This window comes from Holophagaceae bacterium (genome assembly GCA_016720465.1).
GTDB lineage: Bacteria > Acidobacteriota > Holophagae > Holophagales > Holophagaceae > JANXPB01.
This window is the reverse complement of sequence record JADKKO010000004.1, coordinates 1722086-1746611: the sequence shown is the minus strand read 5'-3', so window position 1 is coordinate 1746611 and position 24526 is coordinate 1722086. Positions and strand designations below refer to the sequence as shown.

General features: G+C 63.3%; 23 protein-coding genes and 1 pseudogene. 17 read left to right on the top strand and 7 right to left on the bottom strand.

The genetic code is table 11. The annotated features are described in order from the left end of the window. The first annotated feature begins 1 nt into the window (after position 1). The 7 genes from IPQ13_15035 to IPQ13_15005 are packed head-to-tail and all read left to right on the top strand — an operon-like array spanning position 2 to position 4603. Complete coding sequence (locus IPQ13_15035; GenBank protein ID MBL0212205.1) at positions 2 to 316, top strand: nucleotidyltransferase domain-containing protein; 315 nt, start codon at positions 2 to 4, stop codon at positions 314 to 316. After that, positions 303 to 692, top strand: a complete 390-nt coding sequence (locus IPQ13_15030; protein ID MBL0212204.1) for a HEPN domain-containing protein — start codon at positions 303 to 305, stop codon at positions 690 to 692. The genes IPQ13_15035 and IPQ13_15030 overlap by 14 nt, the downstream gene beginning before the upstream one ends. A 13-nt stretch (positions 693 to 705) precedes the next feature. Next, entirely contained in the window at positions 706 to 1476 is a 771-nt protein-coding gene (locus IPQ13_15025; protein MBL0212203.1) for a TIGR00282 family metallophosphoesterase, read from the top strand. Positions 1477 to 1536: 60 nt separating this feature from the next. Beyond that, complete coding sequence (locus IPQ13_15020; protein ID MBL0212202.1) at positions 1537 to 1818, top strand: hypothetical protein; 282 nt, start codon at positions 1537 to 1539, stop codon at positions 1816 to 1818. Continuing rightward, positions 1815 to 2258, top strand: coding sequence for a PIN domain-containing protein (locus tag IPQ13_15015; GenBank protein ID MBL0212201.1), 444 nt, complete (start codon positions 1815 to 1817; stop codon positions 2256 to 2258). Before IPQ13_15020 ends, IPQ13_15015 begins: the two co-directional genes overlap by 4 nt. Positions 2259 to 2289: 31 nt before the next feature. Beyond that, the gene (locus IPQ13_15010; protein MBL0212200.1) at positions 2290 to 3861 is read left to right on the top strand and encodes a HAMP domain-containing histidine kinase; all 1572 of its coding nucleotides are present in this window, start codon (positions 2290 to 2292) and stop codon (positions 3859 to 3861) included. Between the two features lie 28 nt (positions 3862 to 3889). Beyond that, positions 3890 to 4603 carry a class I SAM-dependent methyltransferase gene (locus IPQ13_15005; protein ID MBL0212199.1) on the top strand — a complete coding sequence of 238 codons (714 nt, stop codon included), beginning with the start codon at positions 3890 to 3892 and terminating at the stop codon, positions 4601 to 4603. Between the two features lie 493 nt (positions 4604 to 5096). On the opposite strand, the gene IPQ13_15000 is transcribed toward IPQ13_15005, so the two are convergent. The 3 genes from IPQ13_15000 to IPQ13_14990 form a co-directional block, all read right to left on the bottom strand. Further along, positions 5097 to 5882, bottom strand: coding sequence for a radical SAM protein (locus tag IPQ13_15000; protein MBL0212198.1), 786 nt, complete (start codon positions 5880 to 5882; stop codon positions 5097 to 5099). A gap of 134 nt (positions 5883 to 6016) precedes the next feature. Beyond that, the gene (gene groL / locus IPQ13_14995; GenBank protein MBL0212197.1) at positions 6017 to 7648 is read right to left on the bottom strand and encodes a chaperonin GroEL; all 1632 of its coding nucleotides are present in this window, start codon (positions 7646 to 7648) and stop codon (positions 6017 to 6019) included. Positions 7649 to 7736: 88 nt separating this feature from the next. Further along, complete coding sequence (locus tag IPQ13_14990) at positions 7737 to 8024, bottom strand: co-chaperone GroES (GenBank protein ID MBL0212196.1); 288 nt, start codon at positions 8022 to 8024, stop codon at positions 7737 to 7739. Between the two features lie 205 nt (positions 8025 to 8229). Between IPQ13_14990 and IPQ13_14985 the strand changes: the two genes are divergently transcribed. The 3 genes and pseudogenes from IPQ13_14985 (at position 8230) to IPQ13_14975 (ending at position 9979) form a co-directional block, all read left to right on the top strand. Further along, positions 8230 to 8928: a hypothetical protein gene (locus IPQ13_14985; GenBank protein ID MBL0212195.1), complete on the top strand. Its 699-nt coding sequence runs from the start codon at positions 8230 to 8232 to the stop codon at positions 8926 to 8928. 30 nt (positions 8929 to 8958) lie between these two features. Next, positions 8959 to 9633, top strand: a complete 675-nt coding sequence (locus tag IPQ13_14980; GenBank protein MBL0212194.1) for a YggS family pyridoxal phosphate-dependent enzyme — start codon at positions 8959 to 8961, stop codon at positions 9631 to 9633. Between the two features lie 247 nt (positions 9634 to 9880). Next, positions 9881 to 9979 (top strand): annotated as a pseudogene (locus IPQ13_14975) (YggS family pyridoxal phosphate enzyme). Here IPQ13_14975 and era read toward each other — a convergent pair. From era to fabZ, 3 genes are read right to left on the bottom strand one after another with little or no spacing between them, the layout of a single operon-like run. Continuing rightward, positions 9968 to 10882, bottom strand: a complete 915-nt coding sequence (gene era / locus IPQ13_14970) for a GTPase Era (GenBank protein ID MBL0212193.1) — start codon at positions 10880 to 10882, stop codon at positions 9968 to 9970. The pseudogene IPQ13_14975 and the gene era sit on opposite strands and share 12 nt — an antisense overlap. Beyond that, positions 10875 to 11660 (bottom strand): acyl-ACP--UDP-N-acetylglucosamine O-acyltransferase, encoded by a 786-nt coding sequence (lpxA, locus tag IPQ13_14965; protein ID MBL0212192.1) that lies wholly within the window; start codon positions 11658 to 11660, stop codon positions 10875 to 10877. Before lpxA ends, era begins: the two co-directional genes overlap by 8 nt. Then, the gene (gene fabZ, locus IPQ13_14960; protein MBL0212191.1) at positions 11657 to 12130 is read right to left on the bottom strand and encodes a 3-hydroxyacyl-ACP dehydratase FabZ; all 474 of its coding nucleotides are present in this window, start codon (positions 12128 to 12130) and stop codon (positions 11657 to 11659) included. The genes lpxA and fabZ overlap by 4 nt, the downstream gene beginning before the upstream one ends. 178 nt (positions 12131 to 12308) lie before the next feature. On the opposite strand from fabZ, the gene speD reads away from it, so the two are divergent. Beyond that, positions 12309 to 12695 (top strand): adenosylmethionine decarboxylase, encoded by a 387-nt coding sequence (speD, locus tag IPQ13_14955; protein MBL0212190.1) that lies wholly within the window; start codon positions 12309 to 12311, stop codon positions 12693 to 12695. 20 nt (positions 12696 to 12715) lie between these two features. Here the strand turns inward: speD and IPQ13_14950 are convergent, their stop codons facing one another. After that, the gene (locus tag IPQ13_14950) at positions 12716 to 13240 is read right to left on the bottom strand and encodes a methylated-DNA--[protein]-cysteine S-methyltransferase (GenBank protein ID MBL0212189.1); all 525 of its coding nucleotides are present in this window, start codon (positions 13238 to 13240) and stop codon (positions 12716 to 12718) included. A gap of 203 nt (positions 13241 to 13443) precedes the next feature. Here IPQ13_14950 and IPQ13_14945 point away from each other — a divergent pair, with 203 nt between their 5' ends. The 6 genes from IPQ13_14945 (at position 13444) to IPQ13_14920 (ending at position 24525) form a co-directional block, all read left to right on the top strand. Beyond that, the gene (locus IPQ13_14945; protein ID MBL0212188.1) at positions 13444 to 14259 is read left to right on the top strand and encodes a menaquinone biosynthesis protein; all 816 of its coding nucleotides are present in this window, start codon (positions 13444 to 13446) and stop codon (positions 14257 to 14259) included. A 65-nt stretch (positions 14260 to 14324) separates the two neighbouring features. Then, the gene (locus tag IPQ13_14940) at positions 14325 to 14894 is read left to right on the top strand and encodes a cation transporter (protein ID MBL0212187.1); all 570 of its coding nucleotides are present in this window, start codon (positions 14325 to 14327) and stop codon (positions 14892 to 14894) included. 28 nt (positions 14895 to 14922) lie between these two features. Further along, on the top strand, positions 14923 to 16245 hold the full coding sequence (gene pepQ, locus IPQ13_14935; GenBank protein ID MBL0212186.1) for a Xaa-Pro dipeptidase: 1323 nt from the start codon (positions 14923 to 14925) through the stop codon (positions 16243 to 16245). A 37-nt stretch (positions 16246 to 16282) separates the two neighbouring features. Beyond that, positions 16283 to 18505 carry a S9 family peptidase gene (locus IPQ13_14930; GenBank protein MBL0212185.1) on the top strand — a complete coding sequence of 741 codons (2223 nt, stop codon included), beginning with the start codon at positions 16283 to 16285 and terminating at the stop codon, positions 18503 to 18505. A 40-nt stretch (positions 18506 to 18545) separates the two neighbouring features. After that, complete coding sequence (locus tag IPQ13_14925; GenBank protein MBL0212184.1) at positions 18546 to 19994, top strand: peptide MFS transporter; 1449 nt, start codon at positions 18546 to 18548, stop codon at positions 19992 to 19994. Between the two features lie 79 nt (positions 19995 to 20073). Then, on the top strand, positions 20074 to 24525 hold the full coding sequence (locus tag IPQ13_14920) for a response regulator (GenBank protein MBL0212183.1): 4452 nt from the start codon (positions 20074 to 20076) through the stop codon (positions 24523 to 24525). The last annotated feature ends 1 nt before the right edge of the window (position 24526 follow it).

Sequence of the window (24526 nt, the reverse complement as noted above, 5' to 3'; positions counted from 1 at the left end):
AATGATTACATCCGCTGCCATCCAATCCTTTTGTGATCAATTGGCAAGGCTCTATCACCCCGACCGCATCGTGCTTTTTGGTTCTTATGCGGGGGGCCAGGCGCGGGAGGATTCGGATGTGGATCTGCTCATCGTGATGACCCACGCAGGCCGCGCGGCTCGTTTGGCTGGCGAAATGGTATCCCGGTTGAAACCGAGCTTTTCGGTAGACCTGCTGGTCCGGGATCCGAGTGCGCTTGAAGCGAGAGTCAAGCTTGGAGACCCCTTCATCCTGGACATCCTGGCAAATGGGAAAGTTCTGCATGAAGCCTCTTAGCCTTGAATGGGTGGGCAAGGCCGAGGGGGACTTCGCGACCGCCCTTCGCGAGATCAGAAGCCGTCGTGATCCGAATTACGATGCTGCCTGCTTCCATGCCCAGCAGTGCGCGGAGAAATACCTCAAGGCGCGGCCCATGGAGGCCGGCATAACGCCACCAAGAACCCATAGCCTTCCCACCTTGCTGGACCTTGCGTTACCCGTGGAGCCTCTTTGGGAACTGCACAGGGAAGCCTTGGCAATCCTCAGCGCCTATGCCGTGGAGGTCCGCTATCCTGGTGAATCTGCGGATCGGGAGATGGCGAAGGAAGCCATTGCCCTGATCAAGGGGTTCAGGTCCGCAGGGCGCATGTCTCTTGACCTCCCATTGGATTGAGGGCGGTATCACCATGCGAATTCTCATACTGGGCGATGTGGTGGGTGAACCAGGGCGGCGGCTGATGGAGGCGCATCTGCCTGAGCTGCGGCGGGAATGCGCGGTGGATTTCGTGGTGGTGAACGGCGAGAACGCCGCCCACGGCAACGGCATCACCGAGCGCATCGCCAAGGACTGGTTCGAGAATCTGGGCGTGGATGTCATCAGCACGGGCAACCACGCTTTCGATGTGAAGGACATCGGCCCCTATTTCGCGAAGGAACCGCGGCTGTTGCGGCCCGTCAACTACCCGCCGGGCACACCGGGCCTGGGCCACGTGAAATTGCACACCAAGAGCGGCGAGGAAGTGCTGGTGATGTGCCTCATGGGCCGCATCCACATGCCCACTTGCGACGATCCCTTCCGAGCGGCGGATTCCATCCTCATGAAGGAAAGGGCGGACGTGGTGCTGGTGGACATGCACGCCGAGGCCACCAGCGAGGCCCAGGCCATGGGCTGGTACCTGGAAGGCCGCGTCAGCGCCGTGGCGGGCAGCCATACCCATGTGCCCACGCTCGATGCCAAAGTGCTGCCCGGCGGCACCGCCTACGTGACGGACATCGGCATGACCGGCCCCTACGACAGCGTCATCGGCATGAAGAAGGAAACCAGCCTGGCCCGCTTCCTCACGCCCCTGCGGCCCCGCTTCGAGGTGGCTGAAGGCGATCTGCAGCTCCACGCGGTGCTCATCGAAACGAAAGGGAAAAAGGCCATTTCCATCGAGCGCATCATAAGAAAACTGTGAGCGCGATGGGCATTGCAATGCGCATAGAATTAATTACATTTATGCGTAGAGGGAACCCCAATGACCGCCATCCAGCCCGTGCCAAAGAAAAAACGTCCCACGAATTTGAGTCTTGCACAGGCACAGCTGGCGTTCGGCCATCGGTATGCGGAAGGCCTGAATATCTCGCTCTCCCAGGTTGTGAATGATCTCCTGGGTGCGCTGGAACAGACTGTTCAAGGCCTGAATGTGAACACGGATCCGGCAGAAGACGACCCTTTGGATGGCCTCCTGGCTGGGTGGCCCAACCTCGACAAGAAGGAGCTTCGCAAGGCCCAGCACAAGGCTAGGCTCGCCCGATGAAACCAGCACCCAAACCCAGGTATCTGCTGGATATCAACGTGCTGTTGGATTACATGCAGCAACGCCACCCCTGGTATCCCCAAGCTAAAGCCCTGTTCCAGGCAGAACGCCAAGAGAAAGTGGATCTATATATCGCGGCAAACACCATCCCCACGATTTTCTATTTGATCCGCCAAAAAGACTCGGCACGAAAGGCCATCGTCAAACTTGAGGTCCTGCTTCAGCGCGTTCGAGTGGCGGACGTGACCGCACGGGTGATCGAGCGGGCTTTCCGTCTGGGGCTCGATGACCTTGAGGATGGAATCCAGGCCGCCGCTGCGCAAGAAGCCGGGATTCCTGTGCTTGTGACCAGGGACTCCAGACACTTTGGAAAGATTGCCACCCTCCAGATCCTCACTCCTGAAATAGCCGCCGCAGCCTTGGGTTATTCGAGAACCTGAGTTGTTCTAGGATGGGGAATCCCAGGCCGCCATGCTCACCCCTTCCCGACGCATCCTGCACGCGAAGCCCCGCCTCACCGCGGCGCTGGACCGCTGGCTCCGCCCCATGCAGCAGAAGGGCGCGCTGACGCTGCTCTTCCTTTCGATCCTCGCCACCACGAGCCTGCTCTACACCCTGCCCATCGTCTGGGTGAGCAGCCGGATCTCCCAGGACATCCTGGAATGGCAGGACGCCCGGATGCCGCTGATGCAGGCCATCGGGCAGAACTGGTCCGTCCTGCCGAACATCCCCGACTTCCAGACCGGCGATGAGCCGCATGTGCGGGCCGCGCTGAAGGAGCATCCCCTGCTCCTGGCGGCGGTTTCCCGCCGGGACGGGGCCGTGTGGGTCCGCCATGGGGACCGCTTCATCGCTTCCCGCGATCCCGCCCTGACCGCCCGTTGGCGGGCCTGGGTGAAGCAGGCCGAAACGGAAGGACGGTTCCAGTGGGTCCCGCCCAAAGAGATGAATCCTGATTTCCCGAGGGCCGCGGGGCTGGTCCTGCTCGGCGACCGCTTCGGAATGGTGAAGGTGTGGCATATCGGCAGTCCCGAAGTGGAGCACCACCTGCGCAATTTGCAGTCGAAGGGGCCCCGCCTGCAGGTGGGCTTGCGCAGGGCCGAGCCGAAGGAGCAATTCGAGGATGCCGCGGCCCCCTGGACGGCGCCACCCAACCTGCAGGCGGGTTTCCGCCGCGGAGAGCATTCCCCGTCGGAAATCCTGCTCACGGGCGATGCCATGGGAGACGGCTGGGAAATGGTCGGGAGGCCGCTCCCGGAGGACGAGGCGATCATGACCGCGGACATCCGGTTCCACCAGAAAGTCGCCTGGTCCGCCTACGCTCTGGTGGCCGGCGGACTTTCCTTCGGGCTCTACCTGCGCTACCGGGCCCGGCGGCAGGAACGCCTGGATTCGGACCAGATCGCCTCCCTGGCCCATAGCCTGAAGACACCCCTCGCGGTGCTCAAGCTGCGCTGCGACAGCCTCCGGATGGGCAACCTGCCCCCGGAACGGACCCAGGCCGAGTTCCTCCACATCGGGGAAGAGGTCGACCAGCTCGTGGTGCTCATCGAGAACGGCCTGAAGAGCCTGCGGATCCATCCAGGCCAATCCCAGCGCAAACCTGTGCCCGATGGCTTCTACGAGGAGACGGTGAGTGAGCTGAGATCCCTGTTCGAGCAGGAATCGAGGGATCTGATCCTTGAGATCCAACCGGTTCCGCACCATGCGCACCTGTCATCCCTGCGGGCGGCCCTGGCGACCCTGCTGGAGAATGCCCTGGTCTACGGAGGCGGCATCACGCGGATCACCGGGACGAAGGCGGGTCCCACCTTCGAGCTCTCGGTCTCGGACCGGGGACCGGGGGTGAGCCCTCAGCAATTGGAGCAACTGGGGAAACCCTTCATGCGCTTCCGGCGGAACGGCGCGGAGGGCTTCTCCCACGAAGGCCAGGGGCTCGGCCTGAGCCTGCTTTTCCAGGTCGCCCAGCGGGAAGGCTGGGGCCTCGTCTTCCTGAGCAGGCAGGGCGAAGGTTTCGAGGCGAGAATCGAACTGCCCCAATGATGGCCAACGCGAGGGAACCGTTACGAGAATGAACGAGCCTGCGCCGAAGGAGAACTGGGTCCGGGCCTACCGCGAGGCGCCGGAGATCTTCGATGCCTTTTCCCGGGCCGAGGACCCCGGCGGCCTGGTGGCGCGCCGCCTGCGCTCCCTGGCGCCCATGGCCAACCGCAGGGTGCTGGAATTGGGCTGCGGCACGGGCCGCTACCTGCGCGAATTGGCTCCGTGCGCCCAGCTTTACCTGGGCGTGGAGCCGAGCCTGAACATGCTGGCCCTGGCCCGGCCCGCTGCCTTCGGCATCCCTGGACGGCCCTTATTGTTGCGTGGCCGCGGCGAGTCCCTTCCCTTCAAGACCGGAACCTTCGGGATGGTGTTCGCCGCGTGGGTGCTGGTGAACCTTCGCGAGGAGGTCCGGGCCCGCGTCTTGAAGGAGGCCTCGCGCATCCTGGACCCCGCGGGGGCCGGAACCTGGATCCTGGAAAACCACTGGGACAGCCAGTTCCAGCGCTACCGGGGAAGAGGCGCCGAAGACGAGGCCCGCCTGTGCCGGCTCATGGACCAGGATGGCTTCCACCTGGTGGAAACGGTCGATACGGAATTGCGCTTCCCGTCCCCATCCGAAGCGGAACGGGTCCTGGGCTATCTCTGCGGCGACACCATGCTGGAGCACCTCCGCCGCGCGCCCGCAGCGGTCCTGGAGCACCGCATCGCCATCCTGCACCGGCCGGTGGATGCGGGTTCATAGCGCCAGTCCGTCAAATGAAAAGAAGCCACAGATTACGCAGAAAAAAATTCATCTTTCCTGATTACCCACAAGCCTCAGGCGGAAAAAGCATCCCGCGAAGGGCCGCGAATAGTTGCCATGTTCCAGCTATTAGCTCGGCTGATGCCGAGAAGGGGTGAAGGAAGGGCCGCGAAATCTCTTTTGCCACACCAGCGCTTTGGCGACCAGGAGACTCATCATGGGCCAGCCTCGCGGATGGAATTCAGGCGGCCCGGCGACGGGCTCGCACCAAGGTGTGATCCGCGCCGGGCCGCCTGAATTCGCGGGCCCACAGGCCCGCGGGCGCTGCGCGCCCCCGCGAAGCGATCCCGGGTTGAATTAACTTTTCGCGGCCCTTCGCCAGAGCGCAGCGGCTTCGCGGCCCTTCGCGGGCATGCTTCCTCGGCTGAAATTGGGGGGATGATCAGGTCATCTTTATTCATCGGCGCAATCTGCGGCTTTCTTTTTTCGCGATCTACACTCGGACAGGCTCCCGAGAGAATTCGCTGCCCAGGCGCAGCCGCCCCTGTTCGAACCAGCAGAATTCCACGGTGCTGGCCTTGGTCATGTCGTCCCGGCGCAGGACCCGGAAGGACAACCCGGCCGCTTTCACGGCGGCGCAGGCCCGCACGTACGCTTCGCGATCCACGGCCAGTTCCTGGCCATGGGGAAGGCCTCCGCGGCCCACCGGCAGGAAGCGGTACAAATGCCAGGCATGGACTTTCAGGCCCACCAGGGACTGCCAAGCCAGCCACTCGGCGATGGCCTGCAGCTCGCCGATATTTTTCGACGTGACCACCGTGGATAGGGTGATCTCGCGGCCCGCCTTGGCCAGCGCCTGGATCCGGCCCATCACGATGGCATGATGCCCGCCTCCTGGGCGGATCCGGAGGCTGTCGTGCAGATCCGGATCCATGGCCTCCAGGGGCAGGATGTACCGAGTGATGGCGTCGATCCGCTCGAAGCCGTCGGGCATGTCCACGCCGTTGGTGCAGACCTGCACCTGCAAGCCCAGGTCGCAAGCCAGGCAGGCCAGTTTCTCCAGGCCGTTGGGCCAGGCGAAGGGTTCTCCCCCGCCCAGCACGACGCTATCCACGCGCCCCCGCAGCGCGCAGATCAGCGACGCGGCCTCATCAAAGGACATGGCTGAAAAATCCGTTCCGCTCGCGCAGAACCGGCAACCCATGTCGCAGAGCGGCGTGAGGAACAGCGACGCGATGCGCTTGCGCGGATCCAGTCCCTGGAGATCAAGAAAACTCATAGGAAAACGCTACCAGGGCCTTAGCGGAATGTGGGTCACGACCCTTACGAAAAGGCCCCGCGGATGCGGGGCCTTTTCTCTTGCTTTTCCAACTCTTAACTATTCGACTTTTCGACTTTTTAACTTTTCGACTTTCAGTACATGTCTTCCATGCCGCCCATGCCGCCGCCGGGGCCGCCCATGGGGGCTGGCTTCGGCTCGGGGATCTCGCTGATGATGGCTTCGGTGGTGAGCATCATCGCGGCCACGGAGGCGGCGTTGCGCAGGGCGCTCTTGGTCACCTTGGCGGGATCGACCACACCGAAGGCCACCATGTCGCCGAACTCGCCGGTGGCGGCGTTGAAGCCGAAGTTGCCCTTGCCTTCGCGGACCGTGTTCACGACGACGGAACCCTCGACGCCGGCATTGTTGGCGATCTGGCGGGTGGGTTCTTCCAGCGCCTTGCGGACGATGGCGATGCCCGTGGCCTGGTCGCCCGTCACTTTCAGCGCGTCAAGCTTCGCGATGGCGCGCAGCAGGGCCACGCCGCCGCCGGCGACGATGCCGTCTTCAACGGCCGCCTTGGTGGCGTGCATGGCGTCTTCGACGCGGGCCTTCTTTTCCTTCATCTCGGTCTCGGAAGCCGCGCCCACCTTGATGACGGCAACACCGCCGACGAGCTTGGCGAGGCGTTCCTGGAGCTTTTCCTTGTCGTAGTCGGAGGTGGAGATGTCCACCTGCGAACGGATCTGCTTCACGCGGCCCTGGATGGCCTCGGTGGTGCCGGCGCCCTCGACCAAGGTGGTGGTTTCTTTATCGATGGTGACCTTCTTCGCGGTGCCGAGATCGGCCAGGGTCAGGTTCTCGAGCTTGAGGCCCAGATCCTCGCTGATGGCCTTGCCGCCGGTGAGGATGGCGATGTCTTCCAGCATGGCCTTGCGGCGGTCGCCGAAGCCTGGCGCCTTGACGGCGGCCACGTTGATGGTGCCGCGGATCTTGTTCACGACCAGCGTGGCCAGGGCCTCGCCGTCGATGTCCTCGGCGATGATGAGCAGCGGGCGGCGGCTGTTGACGACCTGCTCCAGCAGGGGCAGGAGGTCGCGCATGTTCGAGATCTTCTTCTCGTAGGCCAGGATGTAAGGGTTTTCCAGCTCGACCTTCATCTGGTCGGGATTGGTGACGAAGTAGGGGCTCAGGTAGCCGCGGTCAAACTGCATGCCTTCCACGACGGTCAGCTCCGTGTCACGGCCCTTGGCCTCTTCCACAGTGATGACGCCGTCCTTGCCGACCTTGCTCATGGCCTCGGCGATGATCTTGCCGATCTCTTCGTCGCCGTTGGCGGAGATGGTGCCGACCTGGGCGATGGCATTGCCTTCGACGGGCTTCTTGATATCGTCGATGGCTTTCACGACGGTATCCACAGCCAGGTCGATGCCCTTCTTGATGTCCATGGTGTTGGCGCCGCTCACGACGGCCTTGATGCCCTCGCGGTAGATGGCGCGGGCCAGCACGGTGGCGGTGGTGGTGCCGTCGCCGGCCACATCGGAAGTCTTGGAGGCGACTTCACGCACGAGCTGGGCGCCCATGTTCTCGTGCTTGTCCTTGAGCTCGATCTCCTTGGCGACGGTGACGCCGTCCTTGGTCATGAGCGGGCTGCCGAATTTCTTGTCGATCAGGACATTGCGTCCTTTGGGTCCGAGGGTGACCTGGACCGCGTCGGCCAGCTTGTTCACGCCGCGCAGAATCGCCTGGCGCGCGTCTTCACCGTAGATGATGGATTTAGCCATGTGTTGTCTCCTGGTTGTGTCGATGGGGAAAAAGGGGTGAAGGCTGTGAGCTGTGAGCTATGAGCTGTTGGCTCATGGCTGAAGGCTCTTAGCTCAGGATCGCCAGGATTTCGTCCTCGCGGACGATGACGTGGTCCACGCCGTCGAGCTTCACTTCGGTGCCGGTGTACTTGCCGATCAGGACCTTCTGGCCGGCCTTGACGGACATGGGGACGCGCTTTCCGTTATCGTCGAACTTGCCTTCGCCCACCGCCACCACGATGGCCTCCATGGGCTTTTCCTTGGCGGTGTCGGGGATGATGATGCCGCCCTTGACGGTCTCGGCAGGATCAACGCGCTTGAGCATGACGCGGTCGAACAGGGGGGTGATGGCCATAGGAGCCTCCGAAGGGAATGGGTGTGGTAAAGCCACTAGCACTCATGTGTGGCGAGTGCTAATTCTACCTTCCCTGGGTACAGGGTCAACCAAGAATTAATAATTAATCGAATAATATGAGTATATTTGACTAATATTTTGTGCTCGTCATTCTTTTCTGTAACAACCGGGAGCCGGCTGTCCATTGCGGATGTACGCTGAATACATGACTCTCCTCCCGGTTCTGATCGAACTCCAAGCCACCCACGATTATTTGAGAACGATTGAAAGGGATCTTTCGGCACTCCCGCCTGACCTGGCGGCCTTGCACGCCGAGATGAAAGCCCAGGACAAGCGGCTCGGAGAGCTGGAGCGGGGGATCACCGAGGGCACGGCCCAGGCGGGCAAGCTGGCCAAGGAACTGGAATTGGCCAAGCGCCTGGAAGAGCATGCCCGCAAGCATCTCAAGACCGTCGACCAGAAAGTGAAATATGCCGCGGCCATCCGCGAGGTGGATGAGCGCGAAAGGCAGCGCCACGGCCTTGAACGGCCCCTGAAGGAATTGGAAGCCAGGCTGGCGGCCGCCGCCAAGGAACAAACGGACATCAAGGCCCGGCGCCTCGAAGTCCAGGCCCAATTCGATGAATTGCACCAGATCTTCATGGCCGAGCACGAGAACCAGGTGGCTGCCCGGGGGGAACTCGGCAAGAAGCGCGCGATCCTCGAATCCCAGTTGACGCCCGCCGAAGTCACGCGGTTCGGACGCCTGCTGTCCCAGCGCATGGGACGGGCGGTCGTCAAGGTCGAAGGCGGGATCTGCACGGGTTGCCGCGTGAAGCTCAGAAGCCCGTTCTTGATGCAGTTGCAGGAGGCCAAGGGCCTCATGGGGTGCGAATCCTGCCAGCGGATCGTTTACCTGGCCTGATCGGCCTGTTTGCCAGCGCGGAGATGTCGCGTGAGTGGGATGGACGAGCGGTTCAGGGCCCTGCGGGGCCGCATCGAGCAGGCCTGCGGACGCTGTGGCCGGGACCCGTCCGATGTGGAGCTTCTACCGGTTTCCAAACACCAGTCCGCGGACGCCATCCGGGAAGCGGCGGCGCTGGGATTCCAATCCTTCGGCGAAAACTACGTCCAGGAAGGCGTGGCGAAGCACATTGAATTGCCGGGGCTTTCGTTCCATCTCATCGGTCCTCTGCAGCGGAACAAGGCCAAGCTGGCTTTGCTGAATTTCCAGGAGATCCTCACCGTGGACCGGGTGGACCTCAGCCACCGCCTGGCCCGCCTGGCCGAAGAACTGCAGACCATGCGAAGCGTCTGGATCCAGGTGGATCTTTGGGATGAATCCACCAAGGCGGGCGGCTGCCCGGAATCCGAACTCCCGGCCATCCTCTCGGACCTGGCAGCAGGTTCCCTGCTCAGGCTTCGTGGCTTCATGGCCATCCCGCCACCGGGTCGAACAGCCGCGTTCTCCGAGATGGCCCGGTTGCGCGATCTCTGGCAGCAGAAAACAGGGCTGCGTTTGCGCCTGAGCATGGGCATGAGCGACGATCTCGAAGCGGCCATCGAGGCAGGCACCGACCAGATCCGCATCGGCACCGCGCTGTTCGGCGAGCGGCTCTTGCCCATCTGACTACCCCCCGATCGCACAGTCCACTGGACTGTGCTCCCGCTCCCGCTGCGCCTTCGGCTTGCGATCGCGGAGGGGGCCCGGACTACCCCCCGATCGCACAGTCCACTGGACTGTGCTCCCGCTCCCGCTGCGCCTTCGGCTTGCGATCGCGGAGGGGGCCCCGGGGACTACCCCCCGATCGCACAGTCCACTGGACTGTGCTCCCGCTCCCGCTGCGCCTTCGGCTTGCGATCGCGGAGGGGGCCCCGTGGGCATGAGCGACGACCTCGAAGCGGCCATCGAGGCAGGCAGCGACCAGATCCGCATCGGCACCGCGCTGTTCGGGGAGAGAAGGCTACAGCCCTAGCCGGTCCAATTGGTCGGGACGGTCGCGCCAGTCCTCCTCGACCTTGATGAACAATTCAAGGCGCACGGGACGCTGCAGCAATTTCTTCAGTTCTCGCTGGGCGCTCTGGCGGATGCTCTTGATCATCTCCCCCTGTTTGCCCAGCAGGATTTTCCGGTGGTTGGCCTTCTCCACCAGGATCAGCCCGGCGATGAAGACGCCGCCCGGCTCCATATCCTCGGGATAGCCTTCGCCCTCCTCGATCCAACGCTCGATCTCCACCGCCGCCACATGGGGGACTTCCTCGCGGGTCTTGCGGAGCACCTTTTCGCGGATGAATTCCGCCGCCATGGACCGCTCGTTCTGGTCCGTGAAGATCTCCTCATCAAAAGCCCATCCCGCAGCCTTGGCATCCCGCTCCAGCAGGCCCCAGAGCGGATCCAGGTTCTTGACGAACTTGGCACTGATGGGCACGATCTCCTGGAAATCCATCAAGTCCTTGTAGCGGGCAACGGTCTCCAGGAGCCTGCCCTTGCTGAGCAGATCGATTTTGTTGAGCAGCAGGTAGACCGGCAGCGCCGTCCTCATGGCCTTCAGGCGTTTGGCGATGGCCATTTCGCCATCCCCCAGGAAGCCATCGGCGTCCACCACCCACAGCGCCAGTTCCGCGTCCTGGAGCGCGCCCTCCACCTGGGCCATCATGCGGTGGTTCAAGGCATGCTGGGGCTCATGGATGCCTGGCGTGTCCAGGAACACCAGCTGCACCGGCCCGCGGTTCACGACCCCCAGGATGCGCCTGCGCGTGGTCTGGGGGGTCTGGCTCACCGCGGCGAGTTTTTCACCCACCAGGGCGTTCAGCAAGGTGCTCTTGCCGGCGTTCGGCAGACCCACCAGAGCCACCATGGCGCTTCTTTTTTCAGCCACGATGGATCCCGCGCTTGGATTCCCGGATGAATTTCACGAGGTAGGCGACTTCCGGGTGCTCCCCGATTTCCGATTCCACCTGCCGGAGAGCGTCCTCCCGCAGCAGGTCCATGTGGAACAGGATGCGGTGGGCTTTTTTCAGGGCCTCGATGCTCTCGGGGCTGAACCCCTTGCGCCGCAGGCCCACGGTGTTCACGCCGTAGCTTTTGGTGTCGCGGGCCCCGACGGTCTTCATGAAGGGCAGCACATCCATGGTGGCGACGGTGAAGCCCCCCATGAACGCGTGGTCCCCGACGCGGGAGAACTGGTGCACCGCCGAGAACGCGCCGATGTTGGCGCGGTCCCCCACCACCACATGGCCCGCCAGAGTGGCGCAGTTGGCGAAGATGTTGCCGTCGCCCACGTGGCAATCATGGGCGATGTGCGAACCGGTCATGAGGAAATTGTCGCTTCCCACGCTGGTGAGGCCCCCGCCGCCCTCGGTGCCGCGGTGGGCCGTGACGCCTTCCCGGAATGTGTTGCGGTGGCCGATGACGAGCCTGGTGGGCGCGCCGCTGAATTTAAGGTCCTGGGGCTCGAGGCCCAGGGTCGAGTGGGGATAAATGACATTGTCCTCGCCCAGCTCCGTGTGGGGGCCGATGACCACGTGGCTCCGCAGCACCGTGCGGGCGCCGATGATGGAGGAACCTTCCACCAGGCAGAATGGCCCGATGACAGAGCCTTCGCCCAACTGGGCGCCGGGATGCACGACTGCGGAAGGATGGACCGAAGCGCTCATTTGGATCCGCCCTCCGCCAGGTCCACGAGCATGGACATGAATTCGGCTTCGGCCACTTTCACGCCCTCAACGAAAGCCTCACCGCGCATCTTGCAGACCCGGCCCTTCATGCTGACCACCTTGACTTCCATCACGAGCTGATCGCCTGGCAGCACGGGCTTCCGGAATTTCACGCCATCGATGCCCATGAAGTAGATGACTTTCTTGTCCCTGTCCTCGAATTCCCGCATCATCAGGCAGCCGCCGGTCTGCGCCATGGCCTCCACGATGAGGACGCCCGGAAAGATCGGCCGCTTGGGAAAGTGCCCTTGGAAGACCTCCTCGTTGAAGGAAATGTTCTTCAGGCCGCGGATCCAGTCGCTGGGTTCGAAATCCAGGATCCGGTCCACCAGAAGCATGGGATACCGGTGCGGCAGCAGATCCATGATTCCCTGCAGATCGATGGTGTTGGGCGTCCTTGCGTCCGTCATGCATAGTCTCCGAATATTTTTAAGTATCTCATACCGGGCCCCGTGCGGTTTAGCGGCCGTTTCGAACCAACCAGTGCTTTTCTGGTTGGTTCGTTACGGCCGCTTATGCCGTTCCTAACTCGGAATGAGGGGATGATTTATGAACGACGGCGAGGTCTGGCTCCTGCTAGCTTATCTGATGGCTTCATTGGGCCGGCACACCCTGGCGGAACTTGGCGGCTGCACCGCGGCCCGGCTGGCGGATTTGTCGCTCGTGGAAAGCTCCATGCTGGAGGCCGCCCGGAGTTCCGGCGCCACCATCGTCACCTGCAGCTTCCATCATTTCGCGGACCAGGACGGCGGCCAGGGTGTGAGCGGAGCCGTGATCATCGCGGAAAGCCACCTGGCCATCCATACCTGGCCTGAACACCATTTCGCCGCCGTGGATTTCTTCACCTGCGGCAAAGGCGTGGATGTGCGGAAGGCCCTCGACCATCTGAAGGACGCCTTCCAGGCCCAGACCGAGGAGCTGCTGGAACTGGAGCGCGGGCCGCTTCGGGTCGGGTCCGTGGCCGTTCGGGGCTGAGCGGGACCCGGAAACGCGCTCTAAGCCCAACCGTAGGGCCCCGCCTCATGTCTCGGCAGCGCGCCCTCCAACTCCAGCAGGGCTTGCTTGCGCGGCAAGCCTCCGCCGTAGCCCACCAGCTTTCCATCGCTGCCGATGACGCGGTGGCATGGGATCAGGATGGAAATGGGGTTGGCGCCATTGGCCCGCCCCGCCGCGCGGATGCACTGGGGATTGCCCAAACGATTGGCCAATTCCAGATAGCTGATGGTCCGGCCGAAGGGAATGCCTTCCAACTCGGCCCAGACCCGCTTCTGGAAGCCGGTGCCGGTGGCCTTGTGGGGGACGTTGAAGGTCCGCAGCGAACCCCGGAAATAGGCATCCATCTGAGCTTTCAAGAACCCGAAAGCCTGGTCTTCGCGCTTTGTCTGCGGCTCCGCCCAGTTGGCGGGCCGCCCCTCCATCAGGAAATCCAGACGGGTCAGATACCCCTCTCCGTCGAAGGCCGCGCCCATGGTGCCGATGGGTGTTTCGAGGCGATGGGTCCAGATGGTCATGTGGGACATGGGCTTTGGGAGTTGAAAAGTTGAAAAAGTTGAAGGTTGAAAAGTTGAAGCTGAGAGCGAGGGAAATTCGAAGGACGATTGGAGCAAGGAAACAGAAGAAGATGGCACTCAGACTGGCGCTTCTTGACTATCGACTTTTCAACTTTTCGACTTTTTGACTCCTCGACTTCCCCCCAAGCTTCAAGCTTCGCCGCTAAGCTCTAATGATGGCTGAATCGCAACCATTCCGCTTGTCCATCATCGAGTACCTGAATGCGGCCCCCTTGAACTACGGGTTCAAACACGGGTTGGGGTGGGAGCATTTCCATCTGAAATTCCATGTGCCTTCGGCCTGCGCCGACAAGCTCCGCGATGGCGAGGTGGATGCGGGGCTCATCAGCTCCATCGAATACCTGCGCATCCCCAAGCTGCGGATCGTCCCGGGCTTGTGCATCGCCTCGCCCAAACGCGTGCGGAGCGTCGTGGTGCTCTCCAAGGTTCCGCCCGAGGAGATCAAGTCCCTGGCGCTGGACACCTCCTCCCGCACCTCGGCGGTGCTGGCGCAACTGCTCCTTCGGGAACGCTATGGCGTGAGCCCGGAGGTCACGGACATGGCCCCTGACATGGAGGCCATGCTGGCGGACCACGATGCGGCGCTGATGATCGGCGACCAGAGCATGCGGGCCCGCAAGGAGGGCCTGATGGTGCTGGACCTGGCCGAGGAATGGTTCGAGTGGACCGGCCTGCCCTTCGTCTTCGCCCTGTGGACGGTGCGCGATGAAGCCCCCCGGCTGGACCTTCCCGGCGGGGTCGGAGCCTTCTTCCACAAGAGCCTGGAGACTGGCATGGCCCATATCCCGGACATCGTGGAGGAGGCCCGCCGCCATATCCCCTGGACCAAGCTGGAACTGAGCGAGTATCTGACCGAAAACATCCATTACCGCCTGGGCGAAGCCGAGATCCGGAGCCTCTCCCTGTTCTTCGAGAAGGCCGTGAACCATGGTTTCGCGCCGGAACACCTGCCTTTGAAATTCCTTTGACCGGGGCAGCCGGCTGGGTGCGGCGAGCCTGGGTCCTGGCCTGGTTCACGGTGGTCTACAACCTGATGGAAGGCGCTGTCTCCATCGGCTTCGGCGTGAGCGACGATTCCGTGGCGCTCTGGGGCTTCGGATTCGACAGCCTGATCGAGGTGGCCTCGGCGGTGGTCGTGATGGCCCGGCTCCGCAAAGGATTTAAAGCGGCGGGAACGGAAGCAGAGCGCCGCGCGGTCCTCGCCATCGGCGCGCTGTTCGTGCTGCTCGCGATGGTCATCCAACTGGGCGCCATCCTGCAGCTTGTCTCAGGCCATCATCCACCCACCACTCTGCCGGGCCTCGTGATCTCGAGCCTATCCCTGGCTTTCATGTTCTTCCTGTGGCGCGCCAAGACCCGCGCGGCAGCCGCCCTGGACAGCGCGGCCCTGAGAAGCGATGCGGCCTGCAGCCTGGCCTGCATCCGGCTTTCGATGGTGCTCTTCGCCGGGAGCCTGCTGTTCATGCTGAGCCCGGGCCTCTGGTGGCTGGATGGCGCCGCGGCGATCCTGCTTGGGCTGTTGATCCTCAAGGAGGGCGTTGAAGGAATAAGGGCGGCCCGCGCGCCTGGCTTCACCGGAGGCTGCGGGTGCGGGCATGATTGAGGACCCGTCCTTTTTCCGGAGTGAACCCATGGATCTTGCGCCGCTCTTCCGTGAACACCTGGCCCAGCGCATGAAAGATGGCGAAGCGGCCATGGCCCGCACGGGCTTCGAGACCCTGGTGGTCAGCAGCGGCGTGCAGTTCGACTATTTCGCCGACGACCGCGAGGCGCCCTTCTATGGGACGCCCCATTTCCTGCACTGGTGCCCGATGGAAGGGCCACAGCACCTGCTCAAGATCCAGCCGGGCAAGAAACCCATCCTGATCCGCTACGCGCCCGAGGATTTCTGGTATCTCCAATCGCCGCTGGGCTCTCCCTTCTGGGCCGATGGCTTCGACCTGGCCGAATGCGGCACGGTGGATGAAGTCTGGGCGGCCCTCGGCGCCTGTCCCAAGGGCGCCTACATCGGCGACGAGCCCAAGCGCGCCGAGGCGGCAGGCTTGGAAGTGAACCCTGAAAACATCACCAAGCATCTGGACTGGACCCGCAGTTTCAAAACCTCCTACGAACTGGCCTGCATGGATGAGGCGCAGCAGATGGGCGCGCGGGGCCATCGCGCGGCCAGGCAGGCTTTCCTGGGTGGAGCTTCCGAACTGGAAATCCACTGGGCCTACATCCAGGCCGTGGGCTGCGTGGACGAAGACCTGCCCTACACCAGCATCGTGGCCCTCAATGAGATGGGCGCCATCCTCCACTACCACGGCAAGCGAAAAACGCCGCGGGACGGCGCCACCCTGCTTCTGGACGCCGGCGCCCGCCACCAGGCCTACGCCTCCGACATCACGCGCACCTTTGCCGCGCCCCGCTGCGACCCGCGTTTCGTGGACCTGCTGGCTTCGATGGAAAGAATGCAGCAGGAGCTGTGCGCCCTGGTGAAGCCGGGCCTGCACTACGGCGAATTCCACCACCAGGCCCATTTCAAGATCGCCGACATCCTGCTGGACCAGGGCTTCCTGCGGGACACGGATCGCGATGACGCCGTGGCCAACGGCTATACCAAGCCATTCTTCCCGCACGGGCTCGGCCATCACCTGGGAATCCAGGTCCACGATGTCGCTGGCAAGCAGTTGGGACCCGACGGCGCCCCGGCTCCGCAGCCGCCGGAACACCCTTTCCTGCGCACCACCCGCATGATCGAGGAAGGCAACGTCTTCACCGTGGAGCCAGGCCTCTACTTCATCCCCATGCTCCTGCGCCCCTTCCGGACCGGCGATAAAACCCAGCATTCCGCCAAATTCAATTGGACGCTCATTGATGCCCTCACGCCCTTCGGAGGCATCCGAATCGAAGACAACGTGCTGGTGACCAAGGACGGCCACCGGAACCTGACGCGGATGCATCTGCCCGAGTGATTAAAATTTCATTCTGAAATTTTATTAGGACCAACCAATGAACCATCGACTGCTTACGTTGCTCTTCACAACAGCCCTCGCGGCCCAGATGCCAGCCACCGCGCCCCAGCAAGGCGAGCCTAGGCTGACAGGCAGCACCGTGCTGAGCCTTGAAAGCCTGTACCACCCGACGAAAAAGCTGCCCTTCCTGGAAAGGCCGAAGACACATTTCGATTGGATGCCGGACGGAGCGTTGCTCGCGACCAAGACCGAAGAGGGGAAACTCAGCGCCACGCGCATCGACCTGAAAAAAAATTCGAGCTCCGCCCATGTCGAGCCCGACCAGGTCGTGGCGGAACTGGTGAAACTCGGCGTGGATCAGGACCTCGCCAAGCGTGCGGTCAATCGCGGAAATTTCACCTGGGACAAGGATTTCCGCCAGTTCATCGTGGCGGTGGATGCGGACCTCTACGCTATCGAGCTGGGAAAAGATGGCCCCAGGGCCCAACGGCTCACTTCCTCCAAGGAACCCAAGGACGATCCGACCTTCAGCCCCGACGGAAAAAAGGTCGCCTATCTCCGGGGCAATGACTTGTACGCGGTGGACCTCGCAACGGGCAAGGAGACCCAGCTCACCCGCGGCGGATCCGCAACGCTGTTCAACGGCCGCCTGGATTGGGTCTACCAGGAGGAGATCTATGGCCGCGGCACCTTCCGCGCTTTCTGGTGGTCGCCGGACAGCCAGCGGATCGCGTACCTGAGTCTAGATGAATCAAAAGTGCCGGTTTACACGCTGGTGGATGACCGCAGCCAACCCCAGAAAGTGCTAACCGCCCGCTACCCGAAAGCCGGCGATCCCAATCCAATCGCACGCCTCGGCGTGGTGGACCTAGTGGGCCAGACGACCTGGATGGAGGACCCTTACCCCGGCAAGGAGACCTTGCTGGTCCAGGTGGGCTGGGATCCGAAGGGGCTGTTGCTGGCCAGCTACCAGGATCGCCTCCAGACCTGGCTGGAACTGCGCCGCTTCGAAGGCACCGCCAGCTCCGTGATGGTCAAGGAGAGCGGAAAAGCCTGGCAGGAACGCCTTCCCTTGCCGGTCTTCCTGAAGGACGGCGGATTCATCTGGGAGTCCGACCGCACCGGCCACCGCCATCTCTACCGCTACGACAAGAAGGGCAAGCCGATGAGGGCCGTCACCGCGGGCACCTGGGAGGTGCGCGATTTTTACGGCGTGGATGAAAAATCGAAACGCGTCTATTTCAGCGCCACGGAAAACAACCCCGCAGGCCTCGACAGCTACAGCGCGGATCTCGACGGGGCCCTGCCCAATGGCCTGTTGGCGCGGCACACCCTCCGGGGCGGGACCCACCGAATGAAAATCAGCCCTGATTTCCAGCTCGGGGTGGATAGCTGGAGCGATGCCCACAGCCCTACCCAAGTCGGCCTGGTGGATATGGATGGCCGGGTGGTGAAGGCCCTGGAGGGCCGCGTGACCCAGGCCTTCAAGGACATCCGTTTCGGGCGCGTGGCCTTCCAGACGGTGCTCACCAAGGACGGTTTCCCCATGCCGACCATGTTGGTGCTGCCCCCGGATTTCGATGCGAAGAAAAAGTACCCCATCTTCCAGCACATCTATGGCGGGCCGCAGGCCCCGCAGGTGCTGGATGCCTTTTCCGCTTCCATGCTCTGGTACCACTTCCTGGCGCAGCAGGGCTATGTGGTGTGGGTCTGCGACAACCGCAGCGCTTCGGGCAAGGGGCTCAGCAGCGCGGAGGGCATCTACAAGCGCCTGGGCGAACAGGAGCTCAAGGATCAACTGGAGGGCCTGGAGTGGCTGGGCCGGAGACCCTGGGCGGACATGGGCCGCGTGGCGCTGGAAGGCTGGAGCTACGGCGGATTCATGACGGCCTATGCGCTGACGCATTGCTCAAATTACAAGCTCGGCCTGGTGGGCGCGCCTGTCACCGATTGGCGGCTCTATGACAGCATCTACACCGAGCGCTTCATGGGCCTGCCCAGCGAGAACGCGGCGGGCTATGACGCCACCTCGGTCCTGAAGGCGGCGAATAATCTCCACGGCAAGGCACTGATCTTCCACGGGACGCTGGACGACAACGTGCATCCGCAGAACACCATCCAGTTCCTGGATGCCTTGCAGAAAGCCGGCCACACCGCGGATGCGGTGCTGCTGCCGGGCTCCGCCCACGGTCCCAGCGCCCCGCAGCACGTCTACGCCCGCATGCAGGCCATGTGGGAATTCATTCAGAAGAATCTGTAAGCGCCCTTTTGACTCATACTGACTTTTTCCGGATCAACCCATGAATCTGCTTCCGCTGGCCATCCAAGCCACCCCTGTGACCTTAAGCGCGTTCACACCCCTGGCCGTGGCTTTGGCCCTCTGGGTGGGCTTCGTGGGCTATGGCCTCTTCTCCCTGCGCAACCACCCCAAAGGCCTGAATCCCCTATTCTTCACCGAGATGTGGGAGCGGTTCAGCTACTACGGCATGCGGGCCTTGCTGTTGCTCTACATGACGGCGCCTGCCTCCGCGGGCGGCCTTGGGCTGTCGCTCAAATTCGCCGGCCTCCTTTACGGCCTCTATACGTTCTTCGTCTATGCCCTGAGCGTTCCGGGAGGATGGATCGCGGACCGGTTCCTGGGATACCGGAAAGCCGTCCTGGTCGGGGGCGTGCTCATCGCGTTGGGCGAGTTCTCCCTGGCCTCGGGCCCGCTGGCCATGTTCTACCTGGGACTCGCCGTGATCGCCGTCGGCACCGGCCTGCTGAAGACCAATTGCACCTCCATCGTCGGAATGCTGTACGACAAGAATGATCCACGGCAGGACGGCGGCTACACCATCTACTACATGGGAATCAACATCGGCGCCCTCATCGCCCCGCTGATCCTGGGGTTCATGGCCCAGGACCCGGTGTTCGTGGCCGCCCTGGGCAAAGTGGGCCTGGCCTCAGCCAATGGCTGGCGCTGGGCCTTCGGGTTCGCGGGCCTGGCCATGGTGGCCGGACTGGTCCAGTACTCCCTGCGGCAGAGCTCCCTGGGGAACGTGGGCATGAAACCCGGAGGAATCTCCGAGCATGGCGAGCAGATCGTCCACGAGCCCCTGACCCCTGAGGAACGCAGCCGCATGTGGGTGGTCGTGATCCTGGTCTTCTTCATCATGATCTTCTTCTTCGTCTTCGAGCAGGCGGGCACCACCCTGAACCTCTTCGCCGACGAGCACACGCGCATGGAGATCTTCGGGTTCACCATCCGTTCCACCTGGTTCCAGAGCGTGAACTCCATCTGGCTGCTCTTCCTGGCGCCGATATTCAGCTGGCTTTGGATCGCCCTCAAAGAGAAGGAACCCAGCAGCCCCATCAAATTCACCCTGGGTCTTTTCTTCGTGGGAGCCGGGATGCTGCTGCTGGTGCTCCCCAGCCAAGCCTACACGGCGGACCCCACCCTTAAAGTCGCGCCCTACTGGCTCATCGGAACCTATGGCCTGCACACCATCGGCGAGCTCTGCTTGAGTCCGGTGGGCCTGTCCACCGTATCGAAGTTGGCCCCGGCACGCTATTCGGGGGTGATGATGGGGGTTTTCTTCTTCGCCATCGGCATGGGCAACATGCTCGCGGGACTCGCGGGCGGATTCAGCGAAAGCTTGAAACCCGCCACCCTTTTCGGCGGCCTGTTCGCCATTACGACAGTCATGGCCATTGTGCTGGTGGCCTTGACGCCGCGCATCAAGCGGATGATGGGCGGCGTGAACTAGCCAGGACCAGCGGGATTCTTCTAGCCACAAGCCATTCTTGATTTATGCTGGCCTTCACTCCACAAATGAAGGGCCGGCGGTGAAGTTCCAATTGCACAGGTGGGCTTGGCTATTCAGGCGATTCGCCTGCCTGGCCCTGCTGGCGGCCGCGCCTTCCCAGGCCTGGCCCCAGGCCAAGCCCGTCTACGATGCGGCCTCCGCGGGCCGGCTGCCCATCCGCACCTATACCGACAAGGACGGCCTACCTCAGAATTCCGTCGAAGCCGTCGCCTTCGATGCCAAGGGCTACCTCTGGATCGCCACCCAGGACGGGGCGGTGCGCTTCAACGGCCGGGAGTGGACCACGGTGTCCATGCCCAGGCCCAAGGCATCCACCTGGGTCGTAGCGGTGCTCCCTGCCCGGGATGGCAGCATCTGGTTCGGCACCCGGGGCGACGGCGTCCACCGCCTGGAGGATGGCCGGTGGACCAGTTTCGGGCCTAGCGAACATTTTCCAGATGGGCAGGTCATCAGCCTGCTGGAGACCTTCGACGGGGAACAGTCGATCATCTGGGCCGGTACCCAGGACCACGGGCTCTGGCGTCTTGAAAAAGGGACCTGGCAGGCCGTCGTTCCCCCGGATCCATTCAATACCGTCTTCGATCTGCTGGAGCGGCAGGGCCCGGATGGCGGCTCGGAACTTTGGATGGCCACCGACAAAGGCGTCTACCGGCTGCACGAGGGCCAATGGAGCCATTGGGGCGCCCGGGAGATGGGGCTGACGAGCCCCCTGACCCTCTGCCTGCTCGACACCCACAATCGAAGCAACAACATGGCGGAGCTGTGGGCCGGGACCGATCATGGCTATTCGATCTTCGATGGCGCCTCCTGGCACCCCACCGCCACGGCGCCTGGGCTCTCCAGCTCCTATTTCTACCGCCTGGCCCAGACTAAGAATTATTTGGGCCAGCAGGAAATCTGGGCGGGCACCGAAGGCGGCCTGGCCCGGTTCGAAAATGGTCAATGGACCACCTACGACACCAGGGCCGGAATGCCCAGCAATGTGGTGCGGTCCTTGGAAGCCAGGCAGATGCCCGGCGAGTCGGCGACCTTGTGGATCGGCACCTTCGGGGGCCTCACGAGGCTGCCGATCGGAGGCTGGCTGAGCTACACCACGCTTTCCGGACTGCCTGAAAATGTGGTCTTCGCCACCCAGGAAATGGCGGATGGAACCATGTGGTTCGGAACCCTGGGCGGAGGCCTTGCGCGGCTTCAGGGCAAGACCTGGACCACCCTGGACCACATCGAGGGCAGACCGGTCACCGCCATCATGAGCCTCTGCAAAACCAAAGACCCGGATGGAGCTGAAACCCTATGGGTGGGAACCCGGGGGCAGGGCGTCTTCACGCTGAAGGGGGGGAAGTGGAAGGTATTTGAACCCGCCAACCGTTTTCCGGATCCCTGGATCTACGCCATGGTCGAGACCCTGTCATCCGCTGGGAAACCGGTGATGTGGTTTGGCACGCGCCAGGGGCTGGTGCGGATCGAAGCAGGGAACTGGAAGGTCCACACCACCGCCGACGGGCTGCCCCACAACTTCGTGACCACCATCCACGAAGCCCGGAGCGCCGGGGGAGCCCCGGAACTTTGGGTGGGCACCCGGGGGGGCGGAATCGCTTGCCTGGAAGAATCCACCGGGAAGTGGCGCCCCTACCCTGCCTCCGAGAAGCTGCCGGGCCTCCGGGCCAGCCATATCCAGGAACTGCGCGGACCCAAAGGCGAGCGGCACCTCTGGGTCGTCTCCATGGGCGGCGGCGCTTCCCGCCTGGACCTCGACCACCCGGAACGCGGCTGGTCCCTGTTCGATACCCAGAGCCATCCGCCCTTGGGAAGCAACACGGTCTACCGCGTGGAGCAGAATGCGGTCGGGCAGCTTTATTTCACGACGGTGGGAGGCGTGACCCGGTTCCAGCCCAGCCGGGACCTCGGAAGCAGCGGCCAGGAATATGAATCATTCACCTTCACGACCGGCGACGGTCTTCCCAGCAATGGCTGCACGCAAGGCTCCTCCATCCTCGATTCCCGGGGGCGCATCTGGACCGGCACCGTGCTGGGCGTGGCGATGTTCGATCCGAGGCACGTCGTCGAGGACCGGACGATCAAGCCGCTCCACTTCGAATCCGCCCGCATCATGGGCACGGGCCAGCCTCTGCGCGAGGGGGCTTCCCTGCCCTACAACCAGAACCGTGTGCGCTTCGATTACGCGCTGTTGAGCTATTTCCGGGAGGGAGACACGGTCTTCCGCACGCAACTGGAAGGGTTGGACGCCCGCCCATCGGAATGGAGCCGGGACGCCAAGATGGAATACCCGACGCTGCCCAAGGGCGACTACGTGTTCAAGGTGTGGGCCAAGGATTACTTCGGAAACGTCAGCGGCCCGACGCTGTTCCCGTTCAGCATCCGCAGCGCGCCCTGGTCCACCTGGTGGGCGTATCTAAGTTATGCGCTGCTGCTGGGCGGGGGCGTCTGGTTCTATCTCAAAGTCCGGCTGCATTACCTTCAAACGCAAAAAGAGGCACTGGAAGCCACTGTGGAGGCCCGCACCTCCGAATTGGCCGAAGCCAGGGACGAAGCCCTCACCGCCACGCGCATGAAATCGGAATTCCTGGCCACCATGAGCCATGAGATCCGCACGCCCATGAATGGCATCATCGGCATGTCCGGGCTGCTGTTGGATACGGGCCTGACGCCCCAGCAGCGGGATTACGCCGAAACGGTCCACCATTCTGCGGACAACCTGCTGGGCATCCTGAACGACATCCTGGACTTCTCCAAGATCGAAGCCGGGAAGATCCAGATCGAATCGGTGCCGTTCAGCCTGAGGGATTCGGCGGAGGAGATCCTCGGTCTCCTCTATGAGCCTGCGCGCGCCAAGGGGCTTGAACTCTGTTCCCTGATTCCGCCGGAAGTCCCGGACGCCCTGGTCGGCGATCCCGGCAGGTTGCGCCAGGTCCTCACCAACCTGCTGGGCAATGCCATCAAATTCACCCACGAAGGCGGTATCACGCTCTCCATCACGTCTATCGGCACCGCCGGCAGGCCGGAATTGCGGTTTGAGGTCCGCGATACGGGCATCGGCATCCCGCTGGAGGTCCAGGGCCGGTTGTTCAAGGCCTTCAACCAGGCGGACAGCTCCACCAGCCGGCGCTATGGCGGCACGGGGTTGGGCCTGGCCATCTCACACCGGCTGGTGGAACTCATGGGCGGCCGGATCGGCGTGAAGAGCGATCCCGGCAAAGGCGCAACGTTCTGGATGGAACTGGGATTCAGCGAGGCCAAACCCGGCATGCTGCCAGCCGAGCCGACCGGCCCGGCCCTGCCGGAGGAACTGCGCGTGTTCGGCACGGGAGCCCGGGCGGCCACCCTGCAAGGCCTCGCCTGGACCATGGAATCCATGGGGCTGAACCTGGAACCCCTGGATCCAGGGGAACACGCCGTGGTGCATCTGCGGACCCTGGCGGGTCAGGGCCAATCCCTGCTGCTCCTGCAGGACCTGCCGATGGCTTCGGCCCAAACCCAATTGAAGGCTCTGCGGCTGGAACCTCTCACCCGCACGCTGCCCGTGGTCCTGTTGGCTCCCGGCCATGACTCGGCTGGAATCTCGGAATTCCTCCAGGATCCGCATACGGTGCTTGTCACCAAGCCCCTGCGTCGGCGGCGCCTGAAAGACGCCTTGCTGAAGGTGCTGGGCTTGGCGACCCAATCCACGGAACCGGCTCCGGCGGTGGCCTTGCCCATTCCCGGAGCCCAGTGCCACCGCATTCTCATCGCCGATGACAATGCCATGAACCAGAAGGTGGCTCGCGCCATGGTGGGATCCCTCGGCTTCGAATGCGAAGTGGTTCCAAGCGGCAGCCAGGCCATCGAATCGCTTGAAAGGCGGGGCTTCGACCTGGTGCTGCTGGACTGCAACATGCCGGGCATGGACGGCTTCGAGACGACCGCGGAAATCCGCAAACGGGCCTTGAAGGACCGGCACGGCGATCCCCTGCCCATCATCGCGCTGACCGCCAGCGCCATGGGCGGCACCCGTGAAAAATGCCTGGCGGCAGGCATGGATGACTATCTGGCCAAGCCCCTGCGCCCGGATGCCCTGCGGGCCGTCCTGGCCACCTGGCTGCCGGCGCCGGAAGGTCCAGGCATCGCCGTCGACACGGCCGCTTTGGGAGCGCTGCAAACCCTGGATCCGGATGGCTCGGACGGCTGGGTGGCTTCCCTGCTGAGTGAATACCTGGAGGATGGCCCCAGGCGGATCCAGGCCATCCACGCCGCCCTGGCCTCCGATGACGCGCCCCAAGTCATCCGCCAGCTCCATAACCTGAAGTCCAACAGCGGCACCGTGGGCGCCAAAAGCCTAGCCGCCCTGTGCGACGACCTGGAGCAATCGGCACAGAGCGACCTCCGCGCCGTCCGCGCCAGGCTCCCTGAGCTGGATGCCGAATGGGCGCGGGTGAAATCGGTGCTCACCAGCAGCGGCGATGTGATCTCCTGAC

What these genes read in the sequence shown, in the direction of transcription:
- IPQ13_15000 (MBL0212198.1), bottom strand. Translation starts at nt 5,882, where the DNA reads ATGAGTTTTCTTGATCTCCAGGGACTGGATCCGCGCAAGCGCATCGCG.
- speD (MBL0212190.1), top strand. Translation starts at nt 12,309, where the DNA reads ATGGCTTCATTGGGCCGGCACACCCTGGCGGAACTTGGCGGCTGCACC.
- IPQ13_15035 (MBL0212205.1), top strand. Translation starts at nt 2, where the DNA reads ATGATTACATCCGCTGCCATCCAATCCTTTTGTGATCAATTGGCAAGG.
- IPQ13_14990 (MBL0212196.1), bottom strand. Translation starts at nt 8,024, where the DNA reads ATGGCCATCACCCCCCTGTTCGACCGCGTCATGCTCAAGCGCGTTGAT.
- IPQ13_14950 (MBL0212189.1), bottom strand. Translation starts at nt 13,240, where the DNA reads ATGTCCCACATGACCATCTGGACCCATCGCCTCGAAACACCCATCGGC.
- fabZ (MBL0212191.1), bottom strand. Translation starts at nt 12,130, where the DNA reads ATGACGGACGCAAGGACGCCCAACACCATCGATCTGCAGGGAATCATG.
- IPQ13_15015 (MBL0212201.1), top strand. Translation starts at nt 1,815, where the DNA reads ATGAAACCAGCACCCAAACCCAGGTATCTGCTGGATATCAACGTGCTG.
- IPQ13_15010 (MBL0212200.1), top strand. Translation starts at nt 2,290, where the DNA reads ATGCTCACCCCTTCCCGACGCATCCTGCACGCGAAGCCCCGCCTCACC.
- IPQ13_15030 (MBL0212204.1), top strand. Translation starts at nt 303, where the DNA reads ATGAAGCCTCTTAGCCTTGAATGGGTGGGCAAGGCCGAGGGGGACTTC.
- IPQ13_14945 (MBL0212188.1), top strand. Translation starts at nt 13,444, where the DNA reads ATGATGGCTGAATCGCAACCATTCCGCTTGTCCATCATCGAGTACCTG.
- IPQ13_15025 (MBL0212203.1), top strand. Translation starts at nt 706, where the DNA reads ATGCGAATTCTCATACTGGGCGATGTGGTGGGTGAACCAGGGCGGCGG.
- IPQ13_14940 (MBL0212187.1), top strand. Translation starts at nt 14,325, where the DNA reads ATGGAAGGCGCTGTCTCCATCGGCTTCGGCGTGAGCGACGATTCCGTG.
- groL (MBL0212197.1), bottom strand. Translation starts at nt 7,648, where the DNA reads ATGGCTAAATCCATCATCTACGGTGAAGACGCGCGCCAGGCGATTCTG.
- IPQ13_14985 (MBL0212195.1), top strand. Translation starts at nt 8,230, where the DNA reads ATGACTCTCCTCCCGGTTCTGATCGAACTCCAAGCCACCCACGATTAT.
- lpxA (MBL0212192.1), bottom strand. Translation starts at nt 11,660, where the DNA reads ATGAGCGCTTCGGTCCATCCTTCCGCAGTCGTGCATCCCGGCGCCCAG.
- IPQ13_15020 (MBL0212202.1), top strand. Translation starts at nt 1,537, where the DNA reads ATGACCGCCATCCAGCCCGTGCCAAAGAAAAAACGTCCCACGAATTTG.
- IPQ13_14930 (MBL0212185.1), top strand. Translation starts at nt 16,283, where the DNA reads ATGAACCATCGACTGCTTACGTTGCTCTTCACAACAGCCCTCGCGGCC.
- IPQ13_15005 (MBL0212199.1), top strand. Translation starts at nt 3,890, where the DNA reads ATGAACGAGCCTGCGCCGAAGGAGAACTGGGTCCGGGCCTACCGCGAG.
- IPQ13_14925 (MBL0212184.1), top strand. Translation starts at nt 18,546, where the DNA reads ATGAATCTGCTTCCGCTGGCCATCCAAGCCACCCCTGTGACCTTAAGC.
- pepQ (MBL0212186.1), top strand. Translation starts at nt 14,923, where the DNA reads ATGGATCTTGCGCCGCTCTTCCGTGAACACCTGGCCCAGCGCATGAAA.